General features: G+C 43.5%; 14 protein-coding genes and 2 pseudogenes. 7 read left to right on the top strand and 9 right to left on the bottom strand.

Features of this window, described 5'->3' with window-relative positions:
* Nucleotides 1–104: 104 nt before the first annotated feature.
* From NI467_RS07405 to NI467_RS07395, 3 genes are all read right to left on the bottom strand, one after another.
* Nucleotides 105–815, bottom strand: coding sequence for a phospholipase D family protein (locus NI467_RS07405; protein WP_151207199.1), 711 nt, complete (start codon nucleotides 813–815; stop codon nucleotides 105–107).
* A gap of 61 nt (nucleotides 816–876) precedes the next feature.
* Nucleotides 877–1,602, bottom strand: coding sequence for a hypothetical protein (locus tag NI467_RS07400; protein ID WP_253152095.1), 726 nt, complete (start codon nucleotides 1,600–1,602; stop codon nucleotides 877–879).
* Between the two features lie 327 nt (nucleotides 1,603–1,929).
* A complete protein-coding gene (locus NI467_RS07395; RefSeq protein WP_253152094.1) occupies nucleotides 1,930–2,655 on the bottom strand; it encodes an outer membrane protein OmpK in 726 nt (241 codons plus the stop codon).
* A gap of 1,111 nt (nucleotides 2,656–3,766) precedes the next feature.
* On the opposite strand from NI467_RS07395, the gene NI467_RS07390 reads away from it, so the two are divergent.
* The 4 genes from NI467_RS07390 to dsbD all read left to right on the top strand — a co-directional run bounded on the left by NI467_RS07390 (nucleotide 3,767) and on the right by dsbD (nucleotide 7,431).
* Nucleotides 3,767–4,123 (top strand): HPF/RaiA family ribosome-associated protein, encoded by a 357-nt coding sequence (locus NI467_RS07390; protein ID WP_151204680.1) that lies wholly within the window; start codon nucleotides 3,767–3,769, stop codon nucleotides 4,121–4,123.
* A gap of 126 nt (nucleotides 4,124–4,249) precedes the next feature.
* Entirely contained in the window at nucleotides 4,250–4,792 is a 543-nt protein-coding gene (locus NI467_RS07385) for an ankyrin repeat domain-containing protein (protein WP_174659082.1), read from the top strand.
* 23 nt (nucleotides 4,793–4,815) lie between these two features.
* Nucleotides 4,816–5,583, top strand: coding sequence for a transporter (locus NI467_RS07380; RefSeq protein WP_253152093.1), 768 nt, complete (start codon nucleotides 4,816–4,818; stop codon nucleotides 5,581–5,583).
* Nucleotides 5,584–5,601: 18 nt separating this feature from the next.
* Nucleotides 5,602–7,431, top strand: coding sequence for a protein-disulfide reductase DsbD (gene dsbD / locus NI467_RS07375; protein ID WP_253152104.1), 1,830 nt, complete (start codon nucleotides 5,602–5,604; stop codon nucleotides 7,429–7,431).
* A 17-nt stretch (nucleotides 7,432–7,448) separates the two neighbouring features.
* On the opposite strand, the gene NI467_RS07370 is transcribed toward dsbD, so the two are convergent.
* Nucleotides 7,449–8,648 carry a GGDEF domain-containing protein gene (locus tag NI467_RS07370; RefSeq protein ID WP_253152092.1) on the bottom strand — a complete coding sequence of 400 codons (1,200 nt, stop codon included), beginning with the start codon at nucleotides 8,646–8,648 and terminating at the stop codon, nucleotides 7,449–7,451.
* 263 nt (nucleotides 8,649–8,911) lie between these two features.
* Between NI467_RS07370 and NI467_RS07365 the strand changes: the two genes are divergently transcribed.
* Nucleotides 8,912–9,481 (top strand): FMN-dependent NADH-azoreductase, encoded by a 570-nt coding sequence (locus tag NI467_RS07365; protein ID WP_253152091.1) that lies wholly within the window; start codon nucleotides 8,912–8,914, stop codon nucleotides 9,479–9,481.
* Nucleotides 9,482–9,539: 58 nt separating this feature from the next.
* Here NI467_RS07365 and NI467_RS07360 read toward each other — a convergent pair whose 3' ends face one another.
* Nucleotides 9,540–10,451 carry an alpha/beta hydrolase gene (locus NI467_RS07360; protein ID WP_253152090.1) on the bottom strand — a complete coding sequence of 304 codons (912 nt, stop codon included), beginning with the start codon at nucleotides 10,449–10,451 and terminating at the stop codon, nucleotides 9,540–9,542.
* Between the two features lie 155 nt (nucleotides 10,452–10,606).
* On the opposite strand from NI467_RS07360, the gene NI467_RS07355 reads away from it, so the two are divergent.
* Nucleotides 10,607–11,044 carry a DUF2147 domain-containing protein gene (locus NI467_RS07355; RefSeq protein ID WP_151204686.1) on the top strand — a complete coding sequence of 146 codons (438 nt, stop codon included), beginning with the start codon at nucleotides 10,607–10,609 and terminating at the stop codon, nucleotides 11,042–11,044.
* Between the two features lie 56 nt (nucleotides 11,045–11,100).
* Here NI467_RS07355 and NI467_RS07350 read toward each other — a convergent pair whose 3' ends face one another.
* Complete coding sequence (locus NI467_RS07350) at nucleotides 11,101–11,463, bottom strand: Spx/MgsR family RNA polymerase-binding regulatory protein (protein WP_151207259.1); 363 nt, start codon at nucleotides 11,461–11,463, stop codon at nucleotides 11,101–11,103.
* A 515-nt stretch (nucleotides 11,464–11,978) separates the two neighbouring features.
* Nucleotides 11,979–12,797, bottom strand: coding sequence for an exodeoxyribonuclease III (locus NI467_RS07345; protein WP_253152089.1), 819 nt, complete (start codon nucleotides 12,795–12,797; stop codon nucleotides 11,979–11,981).
* A 40-nt stretch (nucleotides 12,798–12,837) separates the two neighbouring features.
* On the opposite strand from NI467_RS07345, the gene pyrE reads away from it, so the two are divergent.
* On the top strand, nucleotides 12,838–13,488 hold the full coding sequence (pyrE, locus tag NI467_RS07340; RefSeq protein ID WP_151204688.1) for an orotate phosphoribosyltransferase: 651 nt from the start codon (nucleotides 12,838–12,840) through the stop codon (nucleotides 13,486–13,488).
* Between the two features lie 287 nt (nucleotides 13,489–13,775).
* Here pyrE and NI467_RS14910 read toward each other — a convergent pair.
* Together NI467_RS14910 and NI467_RS14905 are read right to left on the bottom strand one after the other, a co-directional pair.
* A pseudogene (locus NI467_RS14910) lies at nucleotides 13,776–13,895 on the bottom strand (IS5/IS1182 family transposase); the annotation flags it as partial.
* A gap of 53 nt (nucleotides 13,896–13,948) precedes the next feature.
* Nucleotides 13,949–14,161, bottom strand: a pseudogene (locus NI467_RS14905) (heteromeric transposase endonuclease subunit TnsA); the annotation flags it as partial.
* Nucleotides 14,162–14,202 lie beyond the last annotated feature (41 nt).

Genomic DNA, 14,202 nt, shown 5'->3' with positions numbered 1-14,202 from the left:
GCAAAAAAACCTCATCCGGAGAGTTTCAGTCGATTAGTTGACTGAACTTCTCCAGTTAGGGGGATTTTTATTGTACCCCAATATATTTTTTAAAAACTCGTCAGTTAAATTTTGGTATGTTCATCCCATAAAAAATAAATACCAAATTGTCCTGTTCTAAACTCTCCACCCATCGCTTTGCCTGCATCGGTGAGGAAATGTTTTCCATTTTCTGTCAGATTTAAATATCCTTTATTGACTAAATTTTCAAACAGATCAGGTGTTTTTAAACCAAGTTTTGCGGCCAGTTTTGCAGTGGTCAGTTTGGAATAGCCGCTGCTTTCCTCAGTTGTGACTTCGCTCTCAGCAAGTGGTACTGGTTCCGTCTTAATTTCATCCAGAGTAATCCGTACTTCATCACTAATACGAATAATACGTTGAGCTTCCTCATAAGCATCTTTAAAGACCTCTTGATCTTCATCTTTACGTACCAGAATCCCCATTTCATTATTATTGACCTGACTAAACTCATAGAGGTTTAAACTTGAAATAATACATTCTGATTCATTGATATAGCATTTCGCATGGAGATTTTTACAAAAGCTTAAACGTACATAATCCAGTTTTTGCAGCCATTTAATTTCATCGGGATGCAAATCACTTTTACCATAGATAATGCGAATATCAATTTTCAGCCGATCTTTATCCTCTAAGAGTTCTTTAATACGATCATTTAAACGCAAATAAGGGCTGATTAAAATTAAACGCTCTTTGGCATTTTTAATTAATTCTTCTAAAAAGAAATTCGTTGCACTGGTATTTAAAAACTTGGCCATGGACTCCCCTGATCATGCTCAAATATTTATTTTGTATATTAAAATACAAATAAAAGAAAAATTATTCTACCTTCAAATATACACCGCTGGCAGAGACATTATGCCCAAAGCCACACGCTGAATCTCCACTGTCTTGTTCTAAAATAAGCTGTTGCCCAGAGCGAGGATTAAAAGCAAAACTAAGCTCAATTTTACAGCCATCTTGCTGATAACGGGTCTGGGTGTGATGCCCTGGCATCATTGTTTCAAATTCACCTATATTGGGGCCATAAATCAGGCTGCCTAAACCCATATATAGACCATTAAATTGAATTTGATAAGATTGCTGATGGGGCTTTACCTCAATACTACTCCAGGCGCCAAAACCGGCATGGCGAACATATTTGCCTGCCAGATTGGAGTTTTTTTGAGGTGCAGGCAGCTGCTGCAGATTAAACTGGCTACTCTTGGCTTGAGGATAAATCGAAAACCAGGCTCGTGCCCACTGCGGCTTGGCCAGTTTGGCATAACTGAGTCCGACATTATTAAACGCCGTTGCAATACTGCTTTCTGAAAAAGAAACACCACTTTCTTCGCTATGCATGTCACAAAATGCAGACCATGCCGCCTGTTGCTCAAATTGTTCAACGGCTTTGCTATATTGTTTCTGGTCATACAATCTCTTGCCCTTCGCTGCATAGTTTTTAACCTGGGCACATTCTGATCTGAGTTGAGTTTCAAAGCTGGAATCGGCAAAACTCAGGCCACTGAGAGAAAAAATACTCATGCAGATAAGCCATTTATTCATTGTTCTACTCAACTTGGTATTTATTTCAAATAAAACATAGCAGAAGTATCAAGTAAAGGCGGATTTTAAAATTTAGATTTTATACAGGCTTATTGAGTCTGAGCAGAAGAGATGTTTAAGTAATTCTAATCAGAAATGGTTGATCTCTGAATTTTTAATTGAATAGATTCAAGTTTACCAGGAAACATTAGGTAGGGTAGCGCCGGTCTAACCGGATTTGGATCAAGTCAAAGCAGTAGCAGAGACCAACACTTTAAAAAAACAGTTGATTTTTGCCATAAAAAAGCAGAACCCGGGTTCTGCTTTTTATGAGCTGCTTTTTGGGGCTTAGAAGTGATATTTCACCAGCGCACTAACATTGTTTTCGTCTTGATCTTTACGACCAAACTTATTGTTCCAAACAGAGTGTTCAATACCTACATATAAGCGTGTCTCTGGAGAAATGTGTTTGCCCGCATTCCATTTCCACTGTGTGGTCCAGTTGAGTTCACTCGCTTGAGCATCTTTTTCAGCAGTAGACCAGTCCAGGAAGCCATCCACCAGGAAGTCTTCTGCTCCCAAGCTAAACGGTACGCCATAAGTGAAAGTCATTTGATAATCGTCTTTATTACCAAACACCTTTTCATTATTGGCACGATAAAAGTTTAAGCTTGCATATTGAAAATATGGAAGGTCAAGATCAAAACCTAAACCATACAGGAAGTTATCTGCATTGTCTGAGCCTTCCCACGTTGTGGAAATTAATATATCTTTCACAGGACCAAAGGCAAGTTTCTGGCCACTTACTTCACTTAAACTTAAGCGTGGCGATAATTCAAAATAAGTGCTTTTAGCATCATCGCCCCCACGCATACGGTCCATGAAGAAAAACACATCTGCATATTTTACTTTAGCAGCGTATTCAACGGTTAGAGTGCTTTGCTGTTCGTCTACCACTTCATAGTTTTCACCATAAAGACCGGTTACGCTAAAATCTTGCCAAACTGGTTTTGCTTGTGCCAAAGCAGCAGTTGAAGCCAAAGCACACAATGCCGCGATTTGTGTAAGTTTCATTTAAAATCTCTTCCCCCAAGAAAGCAGGTAAAGGATACAGATTAATAAGTAAAAATAAAGTTAAAATTGATCGATGATAGAAATATATTAAAAATCTTGCTTGGTCTCCTTGTGTGTTTTCTTATTACGGGTTCTTCAATACTATTCAAAAATAGGGACTAAATAGCTATGCTTAAAGAAATTTAAATGATTAGAAAATAGTAAGAGTCGGTTGAGCTGCTGCCAAAATTAAAGAAAATTTATGTCCGTTATTCTAGTTAAAGCATACTCAATAGTGAGTAATTGGCGGAGTGCAATAGAAGTGGGCACAGTCAGAAGCCATTTACCACCTATTTTCTATAATAAAAATCGGGATTTTCCCCCTGAGTTTGCCAAAAAATCTGGCTGATCGCAAAGGCAAGCATGTACCCTGATCAGATTAAACGGCGATGCTCTTGAGGCGGGGGATGAGAGGCGTTGTGGTCAGTATTTCATCGGTTGAAGAGTAGGTGTCATCATTTTAGATGGCATGTAGCGGTGAAGAAAAACCTGTTTCCACTCTCAAAATGGGCGGTGCTCCTCCCTCGTACTGAACTCGAAACCGAAGGGGGGGTAAACCAGTAATTAAAGCATACATGTTTATTACTTCTATAGCGGAAGCCATCGTCACAACCCTATACGCTCACAGACTTAGAGAAAAAATATTTAAAGCTAGCAGCGGGGATCTACCGGATAATTCTCTGCATTCTCATTATCATTCGGAAGAAAATTTAGGCTGATTCTAAGTGGTCGGGATAAGCAATTTTCTCATTGGCCGAATCCAATCACGTGAATAAGATGGTGATGAACGAACTGGAAAGCGGCTTTATTTTACTAAGTAAGGACCTGTCACAATTAGTTATTCTTTTGCTAAAAAAACCAAAATAGCACTTGCATATTTTCTGGATAGAGCCGATATTCAAGGTATAAGGACATGATTCTGCAGATTCATAAAGGTGTTCATCCATTCAAAATGGAGGAGATATTCCAATCATTTGAAGAAGTGAAATGCGTTGCGATACAGCAAACCAGAAACGTGCCAAGATAAAAATTTTGCACTAAGAAAAGTTAAAAAGATTGAGGATGGTAATTTATGAATATCGAACTTCGTACAGATAAACACATTCAGAGTAGCGATCGTTTAATTAGTTATGTACGTGCAGAATTAAGTCAGGAATTCCAGCGCCACAGTGAGCGTATTACCCATTTTTCAGTCCATTTGAGTGATGAAAACGGTGCCAAAGGTGGTGATGACGATATCCGCTGCATGATCGAGGCACGTCCGGCAGGTCTAAAACCGGTGGTGGTGAATCATCGTGGTCATAATATTGATACCGCCATTCGTGGTGCCATTGACCGTTTAAAACGCAGTCTAGAGCATGTTATTGAGAAAAAAGATACCATACGTCCGGGTGCCCTGGAAATTAAAGAGATGGAAGACGAAGTCTGATCTGGAATCCTGAAAAAAAGCCCTGCGGGGCTTTTTTTATATAAAATGAAAAATAGTTGTGGGAAAGACAACAAATTTTGCTTTCTTCGGCATAATAGGGAAAAACGAATTGAAGCGAGCTCCATCATGTTAACTGCGCAACAACAGCTTTTTGTGCAAGCCATCGAAGATTTAGATCTGGAACAGGTAACAAAACTCCTGGCGGATGGACTCAATCCGAATTTTATTGACCTTGAAAAAGGTCCAGTCATTTCGGTCTGGTCGGATGGATTGTTCAAATGGTGGGAAGACGTCTGTGAGGCTTATGAAGCAAATAGCCCGCTTTCAGATGAAGAGAAACAGGCACGTCTGGATATTCATTTGCAGATTCTGGAAGCATTGATTCAGGCCAAAGTCAATTTACATCTGTGGGATGCTGAAGAAATTTATGGACCGCTCTGGGACGCAGCGAGTGCCGCCTGTGTTCCTGCAGTACAGCGCCTGCTGGATGAACAGGTCAATCCAAACACCAAAGATGAAGATGGGCAGACCATTTTGTCCTCTATTAGCGATTTATTCTTTGATTGTGATTTCGATGAAATTAACTGGTCAGAGGCCCTTGAAGAAGAAAAACAGACTCTGCAACTGTTGCGTGACCACGGCGCAAAAATGACCAAAGAACTGAATTAAATTTGAATAAAGAGCCTAACCAGATGAAGACAACATTAACAACCTTGGGTTTTATTGCGCTGACCAGTGTCAGTGCCCAACTTTTTGCTGAAGTCGAATTTGATCGTCCGGGTGAAGGTATGGGAACCGGCACTATCCCTGTGGGGCAGCTGGCATGGGAGCAGGGTTTGCCAACGCTGAACTATCGCGAGTCAATGGTAGAAGGAAGCAAGCTTAAAGAAACCACTTTAAATGCCGATATATTATTGCGCACAGGTTTAACCGATAGCCTGGAATTACGTTTGGGCTGGGATGGACCGGCATGGAGCCAGCAGAAATGGAACGGACACACTGAAGAAAATGATGGGCTGGGAGATGTCAGTATTGGCCTGAAAAAAGCCATTGATCTGGACGATGACAAACTGAGCATGGCCGTGATGGCTGAAGCGCTTATTGCAACCGGTAATAAGGGGTTTAGCAATGAAGAAGATATATATAGCCTGAGCTCGGCGGTGGCCTATCAATATAGTGATCTGGTCTCGACCTCTATCACCATGCGTTATGAATGGCAGGACTCAAACTGGGCTATTAGCGCAATTCCATCTGTAGACTATCAGTTTACGGATCGCTGGTCGGGCTATTCGGAATTGATTTATCGTAAGGCCGAAAGCCAAGCCAATGAATATGCACTCGGCACGGGCGTAATGTATGCCCTCAACGATCGGATCCAGCTGGATGCCAGTATGGGGGTAGATCTGGACGGGCAGGAAAACAGTTACTTCTCCGGTCTGGGTGTATCCTTTCTCTTTTGATCTATCGCACTCGGTATGATGCAACTTTTAGTAGTTCAGAAATGGAGCGCTTTATGTGCGCCTTTCCTGTTAGGCAGTGTACTGTTCAGTATAGCAGCTCAGGCCGAAACGGCGTTACTGTCACCTGAGCAGGCCTTTCCTCTGAGTGTAGTCTCGGACAGTGCTGAGCAGGCGGAACTCAGCTGGGATATTCCTGAACACTACTATCTGTATCAGCACAAGATTGAAGTCCGACAGGGCAATCAGCCGCTAACATTGGAACTGCCGCCCGCTGAAGAGATCTATGATGACAACTATGGGCATACCCAGGTTTATTATCAGCAGTTAAAATTTCAGATCCCGACTCAGCCCGGACAGTCTTATCAGGTCAGCTGGCAAGGCTGTGCCCAGGATCGGCTGTGTTATCCACCGCAAACCGTGCAGTTTAAAACCAATCTTTCCGGTCTGGTGCAATATGACACCGCAGCTTCCGGGAACACACGTCTATTAGATTTAAACAGCTCTACAACTGCCCAGAATCGTCTGCTTGATACTCTGGCTGATACTCAGCTACAACGCTCAGACCAATCTGATCCAGATATCGAAGAAGCTGTAACCGCCCAAGACCAGAAGTGGTCAGTGCGTCTGGCAGAAAGCTCCTGGGCCTATGGTTTGCTGCTGTTCTTCGGTTTAGGGCTTTTGCTGGCCTTTACCCCGTGTTCGTTGCCTATGCTTCCGATCCTGACCTCGTTGTTGGTCCGTGATAGCAAAGGCTTAAAAGCCTGGATGATCGCCTTAACCTTTGTGGTTAGTATGGCCACCGTCTATGCTGTATTAGGTTTAATCGCCTCATCGGCCGGGCTGAACTTCCAACGCTGGCTACAGCAGCCGGGTACCCTGATTGCTTTTAGTGCTCTATTTGTGCTGTTTGCCCTAAACCTGTTTGGCCTGTTTGAAATTAAACTTCCGCAGCGCCTGATTCAGCGTCTGGATCAGGTTCAGGCCATGCAGCAGGGAGGGAACCTGATCAGTGCCGCAGTCATGGGCATTATCTCCGCCTTGCTGGTGGGGCCGTGTATGACAGCACCCCTGGCAGGAGCATTGCTGTTCATTTCCCAGACCCAGAGTCAATGGCAGGGTGCCTTGCTACTCTTTGGTCTCGGATTCGGTATGGGGACACCCTTACTGCTGGCCAGTATTCTGGGGGCCCGGATATTACCGCGTGCCGGACACTGGATGAATCAGATCAAGGTGCTATTTGCCTTTATCATGCTGGGGCTGGCGCTGTATTTTATACGCCCGCTGATTTCTGAAGCTATGTTGCAGGGGGTGTCGCTGGGCTTAGGCATGGCCTTTATTGTCTATGTGCTGTGCCGTATTTTCTGGCAGCGTACTGGCCTGAGATGGTTATATATCCTGTGTCTAGTCGTCGTGCTGCCTTATCTGGCATATAGCCAATATCAACAGAGCCAGCGTTTTTTTATTAAGCAAAGTCACAGCACTGCCACATGGCAGGTGGCCAAAACAGCTGCCGAATTTGAATCCTTGTTAAAACAGATACCGCATGGCCAAAAGGTCATTATTGATGTCTATGCCGACTGGTGTGTGGCCTGTCAGCCGATCGAGCAGCGTGTTTTAAAATCAGCCACGGTACAGCAGGCACTGGCACCGTACGTGCTGATCAAACTCGATTTAAGCCAATATGATGCAGCCCATCAGTCGTTGCTTAATCAGTGGGAAATTCTGGGGCCGCCAACCTATTTGTTTCTGGATGGCCAGCAGCAGGAAATCCGCGGTTTGCGTTTAACCGGGGCATTTAATGAAGCAGAATTATTGGCTCAGTTGAAACGTCTGGCACAATTCCATTAACCTGCTGGATTACCGTGTTAAGAATATAGCTCAAGTTCGGGTTGGGTCGATGTAATATAGGCTATGACCTGATTCCGGCCTCTGGCTTTGGCCTGATACAGTGCCCGATCAGCCTGGCTGAGTAGCTGCTGCGGGCGCAATTCTGCTTGGGAAATCGCAATACCAAAACTGGCCGTGACAGAAATTTTGGTACCCTCATCACTTTGAATCTCAAGCTGCTGAATGGCAAGACGGCAGCGTTCTGCAATCTGTTGCGCCATTTCAATATTGGTATCTTTAAGTACCAAAATAAACTCTTCACCGCCAAAACGGCCTCCGATATCACTTGCACGTAATTGCTGGCTCAGTACGGCACTGACCTTTATCAGGGTTTCATCACCTTTGTGGTGACCATATTGATCATTAATTTTTTTAAAATGGTCCAGGTCCAGCAGGACCAAGGCATAGCTTAAACAGGCGCTATGATTTAATTTTTCCAGACATTGATTGATACTGCGCCGGTTAAACAGGCTGGTTAAGGGATCAAGTTGGCTCAGGTGCTGAATCAGCCGTTCACGGTGCCGCCATTGGCTAAGCAGGATTTCAAACAGCATGGTGCAGATGGCCAGAATGGGTAACATAAAATACAGCATGCAGCCCAGCCAAAAGCCATTATCAAAAAACTTGCCCTGTATATTGAACAGGGGCGAATAGGGAATTTGATGACGAAAGCTCAGATAGGTGCAAACCGTCAGAAACAGGAATGCCGGTATCAATATGCTATAGATCAGGGCGCGATGAAACAGCACCAGACCCACTGTCATCAGGCACACACAGGCTAGGGTCGAGACCGGACTCATGACCCCCACCACATAAGCATCCCGGCAGAGGGAGATGACAAAAACACCGACCGTCAAATAAGGCAGATAGCGTTCAGCGCGCGCATGGCCTTGCCACTTATAACAAGGATAGATCAGGGCGAGCAAAATCAGTAAAAAACTGCTGTCGAGGATGAGCTGTAAACGAATTAGTTTAATCTGTACATATTGCCAATATTCAGGATGAAACAGCACAAACAGGTCCCAACTAAGCCAGCTCAGATGGACAATGCAGCCCAGTACCAGCATCAAGATACATTTTTTTAAAATCCCCCAATTGATGACGACTTCATCTTCGATCAGATATTTTTTGATTTTCAGCCGCAGGATTTTTGCTAATAATCCTCTTATCTGCTTCATCTATTTCGCCTTAAACTTTATCGTTATTATGAAAGCGCTTTACTTTTTAGCATGGATATCTTTATAAAACTGACTATAACATAACTTAAAATTGATTAAAAAATTCCTGTTTTACCACAGAAAAGATAAAGCCACATTTGTCTGTATAGGCTTTTTGTTCCGTATTTGGAATGTTCTGTTTTATGGGTTGGGATTATCTCATTGTTGAAAAATCATTAAACTATGCCTATTTCTAGACAGACCAATTCATACAGGCAAAATAGATGCAAGTTTTACATATTGATTCAAGTATTTTAGGTGATGCTTCAATTTCCCGTCAGTTGAGTCAGGCCATTGTGAGCCAGTTGCAACAAAAGCATAAAGACACCTTACAGGTAGAGTATCTAGATCTGGCGACACAACCGATTCCTCATCTGACTGCCGAGATTCTGATGGGACAGGATGCAGAACAGGCGGCTCTGGGGGAAGCGATTTTGCAGCAGTATTTGCGTGCGGATATTATCGTGGTGGGAGCGGCAATGTATAACTTTGGCCTGCCTTCTACTTTAAAAGCCTGGATCGACCGTATCAGTGTGGCTGGGCGTAGCTTTAAATATACTGAAAATGGCCCGATTGGTTTGGCGGGTGACAAGAAAGTCTATATTGCCAGCAGCCGTGGTGGTGTCTATGGTGAACAGAGCCCGGTTGACTTTCAGGAGGCATTCCTGAAAACCGTGTTTAATTTTACCGGGGTGAGTGATATTCAGGTGATTCGTGCCGAAGGCGTGAATATGGGCGATGCAAGCAAGCAGCAAGCTCTGGAGACCGCACATCAGATGATCAGCGCGCTCTAAGGCGGAAAATTAAAAAGGTCAGCCTTGGCTGACCTTTTTTATATCAGGACTTGAGAGCCTAGTCCTGATCCAGACGATGTGCAAAGTCTGCCAAGTCAGCCAGAGATTGTCGGGCTTCATCAAACCAGGCGCTAAACATCTGGAAGTTATGCCACATGCCCGTATAGATTTTAAACTCAACCTCGACATGGGCCTGCTCGGCCTTTTCTTTGAAACGGGTGGCGTCATCCAGCAAAATTTCCTTAGAACCGACCTGAATATGGATAGGAGGTAATCCGCTCAGCTCGGCAAAGTAAGGAGAAACGCCGGGATCACCTCGATCTATGGCGCTGGGCACATAATATTCGATCCCGGTTTTAAGCGTTTTGATTGACAGCAAGGCATCATGTTTCTGGTTATACCGTAAAGATTCACTGCTCAGAGTCAAATCCAGCAGTGGAGAAAGCAGAATCAGTCCACTAACTTGCGGGCGACCTTCCTGTTTGATTTTTAAAGCGAGGGCCAAGGCCAGATTGGCGCCACACGAGTCACCGGACAGAATAATATCTTTGGGCTGAATTCCCTGATCAAGCAACAGGTTGTAAACATCATATAGCGCCTCAAGCGGCTCCGGATAAGCCGACTCCGGTGCAAGCGGATAGTTCACATGCAAGACCTGCATCTGGGTACGGGCTGCAATCTGGGTCATAAAGGCCCGGTGGGTATTGAGTGAACCTAAATAAAATGCTCCTCCATGAATATGAAAAATCATCTGGGTCGATTGCTGCTGGGGTTTGATCTCTTCAGCACGTAAACCGGCCAGACGCAAGGAACGAATTTGTACAGACGGGTCTTGCGGGAACAGTTTGCATAGCTGTTCCAAGGCGATACGCAGCGAGCTAGGAGGAAGGTTCAGACGACTTGGCGCACGAATGGCGGCTTTTAAAAAACTTTCTGTAATGAGTTGTTTCGTGAGGGGACTCATCTTCATTATCCTTCCATATTTTTATGCTTTTATTCAAAATGAGATTATTTACCAACCTGATTTACAAGGTTACACTAAATAGTCACACGTAAAAATTGCAAAATTGTTGTGACTTTTTAATACTAAATTGGTCTATCAACAGACTAGGGAAATGAAAAAAAATGAAAAAAATCGCGCTAACCTTAGGATTACTTGGCTTATCGGTATTAGCAAATGCCGCAGATCCTCTGAATGGTACCGTTTGGAAAACGATTGATGACAAAACTAAACAGCCAAAAGCCATGGTGAAGTTTACTGAACAGAAGAATGGTACTTTATCTGCCAGTATTCAATCGGTATTGACTCCGGGTGAAGAGAATGCCTGTACAAAATGTGAAGGGCCTTATCATAACAAGTCATTAAAAGGCTTGACCATTGTGAAAGGTCTGAAAAATGTGGGTGGCACCAGCTATGAAGGTGGTTCTATTCTGGACCCACAATCTGGCAAAACCTATAAGCTAAAAGGCAATCTGGCAGAGGGTGGCAAGAAGCTGGAACTGCGTGGTTTTATGGGGATTTCTGCTTTGGGTCGTAACCAGACCTGGATTCGTGCAAACTAATCGATCCTGTATATGCAAAAAGCCTGACATCTGTCAGGCTTTTTTTTATATGCTGATTAATCCTGTTTTTCTTCAACTAGAGCGCGATAAGCAGCTTCGTCAAATCCGGCAATAAAGCCATCAGCAGTCTGTAAAATCGGTCTTTTAATTAAGCTGGTATGCGTGGTTAAGGCTTGCACCAGATGATCTTCACTGGCCAGTGCGGTTTGCTGCTCTTCTGCACTGAGTTTACGCCAGGTGGTGCCTTTTTTATTCAGAACCACGTCCTGACCGAGTGCATCCAACCAGCTTTTTACACATTCTGCATCAATGCCCTGTTTTTTATAATCATGGAATTCATAACTCAACCCCAGTTCATTGAGCAGATCAAAGGCTTTTTTCATTGAATTGCAGTTTTTAATACCATAAATTCTTAACATCATCATCACTCATTTAAAGTCTTGGACTAGCTTAACCAAATTTAGTCAAGCCGACCACGGGGGACTGCAAACAGGAGCGTCCGTCTGGCTAGGAAAATTTCGAATCGGGCCAAGCTGTCATGAAACTGACATAAGGACGGGATAAAATTCTAGGCAGAACAACAAGCAATAAAATTTTAAATAAGAGAACAATCAGCGCATATATAAAAAAATCAAAACAACAATCAAGAATAAGAGTCACTATAATATGAGAAAACCCGCATCAATCATCCTGATTATGCGGGTCTCAGTATAACGTCCAATGTCACATCCATGAAAAACAAACTAAATTTGATGGTCTGTTTTATTTTCTTCCTACGGCTTCCTGTCCTTTATGTGTCATCCTGACATATCCCTGTGCCGTGCAGCTATCATGCTATGTTCTTAAACTCAAAGAAATCCAAGAAATACGTCATGGCATGTAAGCAATTCACCTTAATTGAGTAAACAATTGTTTACTCAACTCTCAAGCCTTTTTACAATTTGTAATCAATAATGACCGGTGCATGGTCACTAAACCATTCATCTTTATAGACCCAGGCATTCACCGTACGGGTTTTCCAGTCTGGAGAACAGGCGTGGTAGTCAATCCGCCAGCCGACATTCTTGGCGCGGGCCTGACCACGATTCGACCACCAGGAATATAGCTCGGCTTCCTGGCGTACTTCACGGAAGGTATCTACATAGCCCAGTTCATCATAAATATGGTCCAGCCAGGCGCGTTCATGCGGTAAACAACCGGAAGATTTCTGGTTGCCCGACCAGTTTTTAATATCAATCCGTTTATGCACAATATTGTAATCCCCACAGACAATGACCGATTTATTTTCATCGCGCCATTGTTTCAGAATCTTTTGATATTCTTCTAAAAAGTGGTCTTTACGGGCCTGAGCTTCTTCACCCGATGAACCGGATGGCAGATAAAGCGAACAGATATATACAGTTTGTTCTAGGCCCAGATCGAATTCAGCGGCAATAAAACGGCCCTGTGAGTCTGCCAGTTCAAAACCCAGACCATCGGTGAGGGAGACAAAAGGCAGACGGCTATAAATGGCGGTGCCGGCATAGCCTGGACGTTCGGCTGGAAAGAGATGGGTGTACCAGCCTTCAGGCTTAAATTTATCGGTCCACTGAGCATGGGTAATGCGGCTTTCCTGCATGCAAATCACATCGGCATCGGACTTTTCCATCCATTCCAGCAAACCCTTGCTTACAGAGGAACGTAAGCCGTTGACGTTAATTGAAACGACACGAAGAATTTTTTGATCACTTGGATAGCTACTCTTTGGTATCATGCGCAAGTCTTACCTTAATTAATGGATTCAGGAGCACCTCATGTCAACGCCAGCTCAGTTTAACCCGCAAGCTTTTATCGAACTCGCATTATCACGTGGTGTGCTTAAATTTGGTGAGTTTACTTTAAAATCGGGTCGTGTGAGCCCTTATTTTTTTAATGCCGGCTTGTTAAATGATGGCGAAGCCTTGTCTCTCTTGGCATCGGGCTATGCAGCCAAGCTGATGCAGTGTGAACAGGTCGAAGTGGTTTTTGGTCCGGCATATAAAGGTATTCCATTTGTTGCTGCAACTGCGGTCGCACTGTCGCAAAATCATGGTGTGAGTATACCTTGGGGCTTTAACCGTAAAGAAGCTAAAGATCACGGTGAAGGTGGCGTATTGGTCGGAGCTTCGGTTGAAGGTAAAAAAGTCTGGATTATTGATGATGTGATTACTGCCGGAACTGCGATCCGTGAAGTGGTCACTATTCTGAAAAATGCCGGTGCACAAATTGCCGGGGTACTGGTTGCGTTAGATCGTCAGGAAAAAGGTCAGGGCGAACTTTCTGCAATCCAAGAAGTCCAAAAAGAACTTGAAATTCCAGTACATGCACTGATCACCATGAAAGACTTGATGGATTATCTGGATGGCAAAGGCGAGCAGGAAGCACTGGCAAAAATGGAAGCCTATCGCGTTAAATACGGTATTTAAACCGGTATAGCTAACAGTGGATAAGGAAGCTCAGGCTTCCTTTTTTATGACTTTAAAGCAGCCAGAACGCCTGATTGTCTCATTATCCATGAAAACCTAGACAGTTTTGCTGGCCAAAAAAATCGTATCTGTCGACTTGATTGGCATACTCTGAGCAAAAAAGAGTTAAGTAGAATTATCATTTTAAATGGGGGCATCGGATAAAAACATGGACTATTTATAGCTTTTTATTGGTTTAACTGTTGAGACCCTCTTTCTTTTAATTTCTTTAGTCAACCCAAAAGCTGAACCGCTTCAACAAATAGTCGGTTATCGCTGGCCGTTACTCCCACAGTACCCGTTCGTCCAGGGAACAGATCTTTAATTTGTTCCCACTGATTATCTCTTAAGGCATAGCGTTTACTCATAAAAGTATAGTGGGCGCATGGTGGTTTTTCTCAAGTTAATTGATGACACGCCTTAGTAATAGAAAAGTGGACAGTTCTAGATCAGAGAGCAAGTGATGAGTTCTTTGGCTTTTATGACCAAAAACTCGGTGAGATCGACCCTCTGAACTCACATCTCGAATTGTGAGCCAAGGTTTATAGCTATTTCCAAAACCCTGTCCTCGTCCTTCTTTAATCCATTTTTGAATTTTGAGTTCATGATTTTGTGTGTTCTTAAAGTTAGGCATAAAAAAACCCACACATCATGCTGTTTAGAGCATAGCTTGTG

The sequence above is a fragment of the Acinetobacter sp. S4397-1 genome, assembly GCF_024129285.1.
GTDB lineage: Bacteria > Pseudomonadota > Gammaproteobacteria > Pseudomonadales > Moraxellaceae > Acinetobacter > Acinetobacter lwoffii_C.
Note: the sequence above shows the minus strand (reverse complement) of the source record. Positions and strands in the feature narration are given on the sequence as shown.